This is a genomic window from Promineifilum sp. (SeqCode), from assembly GCF_041918635.1.
Classification (GTDB): domain Bacteria; phylum Chloroflexota; class Anaerolineae; order Promineifilales; family Promineifilaceae; genus Promineifilum.
The window spans coordinates 1-3518 of sequence record NZ_JAYRVJ010000676.1 but is presented as its reverse complement, the minus strand read 5'-3'; the positions used below and the strand labels follow the sequence as shown (position 1 = coordinate 3518).

Here is a 3518-nt window from a genome sequence, read left to right as displayed (position 1 = left end):
GAGAACAGGAACGGCTCCTGCAACACGATGCCGATCTGCTCGCGCAGGTAGCGGCGCGGGTAGTCGCGCAGTTCCACGCCGTCGAGCTTGATGCTGCCCTGGTAGTCGTAGAAGCGCGGCAACAGGTTCACCAGCGACGTCTTGCCCGATCCCGTCGCGCCGACGAGGGCGATGGCCTGGCCCGGCTCGGCGCGGAAGCTGATGCCGTTCAACACGGCCATCTCTTCGTTGTAGGCGAAGCGCACGTCCTCGAAGACGACCTCGCCCCGCAGGCGGCCGGAGGGGCGGTACGTGCCCTCGTCCAGCGGTTCGCGATCGACGCGGATGATCTCCGACACGCGGTCGAACGACACCAGCGCCATCGACATCTGCACGATGAGCCGGCCGATGTTGCGAATGGGCCACATGATCCAGGTCAGCATGCCCATGTAGGCCAGGAACGTGCCGACGGTGATCTCGCCGTTAATCGCCATCAGCGCGCCCACGGCGTAACCGATGACCAGCTGCACGCTGACGATGATGTCCGTCGTCGGCCAGTAGATGGCGTGCAGGATGAGCAGGCGCCGGCCGCTCAGGTAGCGCCCTTTGTTGGTCACCTCGAACTTGTCGCGCTCGTACTCCTGCCGGGCGAAGGCGCGCACGACGCGCACACCGCTCAAGTTCTCCTGCAACGTCGTCGAGAGCTTGGCTTCCTCTTCCTGGAAGATCTCGTAGCGCTGGCCGATCTTGCGGAAGAAGTAGATCGACAGCAGGACGATGAGCGGCACGACGACGATGGAGATCAACGCCAGGCGCACGTTGAGCGTCAGCAGGGCCACAAAGTTGACGAGGAACAGCATGACGATGCGGCCCAGACCGACCGACTCCTCGCCGAAGAAGCGGCGCAGCGTGTCCACGTCCGAGGTCGAACGCTGGATCAGGTCGCCCGTCGGCGTCTTGTCGTGATAGGCGAACGACAGGCGCTGGACGTGGTCATACAGGTAGTCGCGCAACCGGCGAATCACGCTCTCCGACGTCTTGGCCGCCCAGCGGCCGCCCATGAAGGTGAACGTCCCCTGCGCCAGCGCCAGCCCCAGGAAGCCCGCGGCGACCAGCGGCAACTGCCCGCGCATCGCGTCGATACCGAGCACGTTGTCGGTGAAGTAGCGCAGCAGGTAGTAGAACGCGGTCTGGCAGATGGCGGCCAGGCCGATGCAGAGGAACGCGCCGACGTAGATCGCGCGATACCCGGTTATCATACGCCACATGCCGACGATGCGACGCTTGGACAGCGTTGACTTCAAGTCAAGTTCAGTTGTCATGGTGACTACTCACGTATGGCCGCCGGGGCGGCATTTGGGCGATTGGCCGAATGAGGGGCCGAGAACGAACGCGCGTGGTTCGCGCCAAGGCGAACCTACCCGCTGCGTGAGCGGGCCAGAGCAAGAGGTGGCCGGAGCCGGAGGTATGTCAGAGGATGTCCGTCATAGTCGCACCTGACGTAAAAGCACCGAGAACGCCTTTCGTCCTCGGTGGGTTAAGTGTTCGCCAGTGTGTCAACTGGTAAAGCGCGTCGAATATTATGCCATTATAGTGAAAAGAGCGCAAGAGGTCTGTAAAGTAGGTGACAGTTTCGGGTCAACACGTAGCGCAGCCTGACAGGCTGCGCTACGGCGACTATAATTACTTCCCATGACGCTCGAACTGCTGACCTCTGACCTATCGGCCGCCACCCGTCCCACGCCGCTGTTGCTCGTGCACGGCGCGTGGCATGGGGCGTGGTGTTGGCAAGAGCACTTCATCCCCTACCTGGCCCGCGCCGGGTACGCCGTCTACGCGCCCAGCCTGCGCGGGCACGGCGCCAGCCCGGGGCGCGACCGCCTGCGCCGGACGGGCATCGGCCACTACGTGCGGGACGTGGCCGCCGTCGCCGCCGCGCTGCCGGCCGCGCCGGTGCTCATCGGCCACTCGATGGGCGGGCTGGTCGTCCAGAAGTACCTGGAGCGCCACCCCGCGGCGGCCGGCGTGCTGCTGGCCTCCGTCCCGCCGGCGGGCACGCTGGCGACGGCGCTGCGCATTGCCCGGCGTCATCCCCGCGCGTTTCTCAAGGCCAACGCGACCCTCAGCCTCTATCCGCTCGTGGAGACGCCCGAACTGGCCGGGGAGCACTTTTTCTCCCCCGACGTGTCTGATGAGCTATTTATGGTCTGCTACCCGCAGTTGCAGGACGAGTCATACCGCGCGTTTCTCGACATGACCGTTTTCAGCCGGGCCCGGCCGAAACGGGTCAGCGTGCCCATGCTAATCCTGGGCGCGGCCAACGACCGCATCTTCACGCTGTCGGAAGTAGAGGCCACGGCGCGCGCCTATGGCACGACCGCCACGATCTTTCCCGACATGGCCCACGACATGATGCTGGAGGCCGGCTGGCGCGACGTGGCCGATACGATTTTGGCGTGGCTGGATGAGCGGGGATTCTAGCGACGGAAAAAGAGGGACACAGAGAGACACAGAGAGCGGACGCAGAGAGACACGGAGGAAAGGCCCTTCTTCCTCTGTGTCTCTCTGTGTGATCTCAGTGTCTCTCTGTGTCCCTCTTACCGCTTCAAACAAATACTAGGAATACTTCGGCAATGGCGAGGCATATTCCGCTGAGAACCGGCCTAGCCGGTAGAGCCGCCACCCGACCAGGATGTGCCAGACCATGAAGAACAACCCCGCCGCCGGGATGAAGAGCACGGCCAGCAGTTCGCTGCTCACCCGGGGCACAAAGAGGAAGCCGACGCAGTAGGCCAGGTCAAACCCGTTGGCGAGAATCCCGACCCAAGCGGTAACCCGGTTGAACACGACGCTCCGCAGCATGACCAGCGAGGCGGTCATACCGGCCAGCGCGACGAGCAGCAGACTGATGTAGCCACCCGTGCCAGGATAGGAACCGGCGTCGCTGAACCGGTTGACGGCCAGCAGCGCCTGCCCGGCGGCCAGCAGCGCGGCCCGCTGCGCCTCGGTCGTGGCCGCCGCGTACTGCGCGCTCAGGGAGAGCATCGAAAACGCCGTGTTCGAGGCGAGATAGACCCCCACGCCCAGCAAGCCGAGCACGGCGGCGACGGCGGCATAGCTTTTGTTCGTCTCCTTCAGAGCGACATAGAGCGCGACAAAGATCACCGCCACCAGCACGTAGTTGAGCAGGTCAAAGACGTTGAGGTACACCAACCCCAGCAAGCGGTTGCTCTGGAGCAGCGCAAACCACCCTTCGACCGTATCCGGCGCCGGAACCGGCGCAAACAGCCCGATCTCCGCGGCGATATTTCGTCTGAACAGGATGCCGGCCAGCAGAGCAGCGGCTCCACCTAGCCGGTAGAGGCTTTTCCAGCCCACGTCTGAACTGTTAACATCCACACGCTGATTCATGATCCTAGCCTCCCGCATTAATTGGGAATCAACTGCCCTTCCGGCCCACAGGGCGCGCGCTGCCGGATGCGGTCAGGGTCGAGGAACTCGCCAAACCACGCCCGCCAGCGGGCCGCCGCCTGCCGGTC

Annotated in this window: 3 protein-coding genes; 1 reads left to right on the top strand and 2 read right to left on the bottom strand. The window is 64.3% G+C overall.

Features of this window, described 5'->3' with window-relative positions:
- The coding region (locus ACE3UY_RS19815; RefSeq protein WP_374689208.1) for an ABC transporter ATP-binding protein at window positions 1–1301 on the bottom strand (1301 nt) is incomplete at its 3' end.
- A 370-nt stretch (window positions 1302–1671) separates the two neighbouring features.
- Between ACE3UY_RS19815 and ACE3UY_RS19810 the strand changes: the two genes are divergently transcribed.
- Window positions 1672–2460, top strand: a complete 789-nt coding sequence (locus ACE3UY_RS19810) for an alpha/beta hydrolase (protein ID WP_374689207.1) — start codon at window positions 1672–1674, stop codon at window positions 2458–2460.
- Between the two features lie 135 nt (window positions 2461–2595).
- Here ACE3UY_RS19810 and ACE3UY_RS19805 read toward each other — a convergent pair whose 3' ends face one another.
- Window positions 2596–3390 (bottom strand): DUF4386 family protein, encoded by a 795-nt coding sequence (locus tag ACE3UY_RS19805; protein WP_374689206.1) that lies wholly within the window; start codon window positions 3388–3390, stop codon window positions 2596–2598.
- Between the last annotated feature and the right edge of the window lie 128 nt (window positions 3391–3518).

Bases quoted from the DNA above. Each gene is read 5' to 3' on its own strand.
- ACE3UY_RS19810 (WP_374689207.1), top strand. From the start codon at position 1,672: ATGACGCTCGAACTGCTGACCTCTGACCTATCGGCCGCCACCCGTCCC.
- ACE3UY_RS19805 (WP_374689206.1), bottom strand. From the start codon at position 3,390: ATGAATCAGCGTGTGGATGTTAACAGTTCAGACGTGGGCTGGAAAAGC.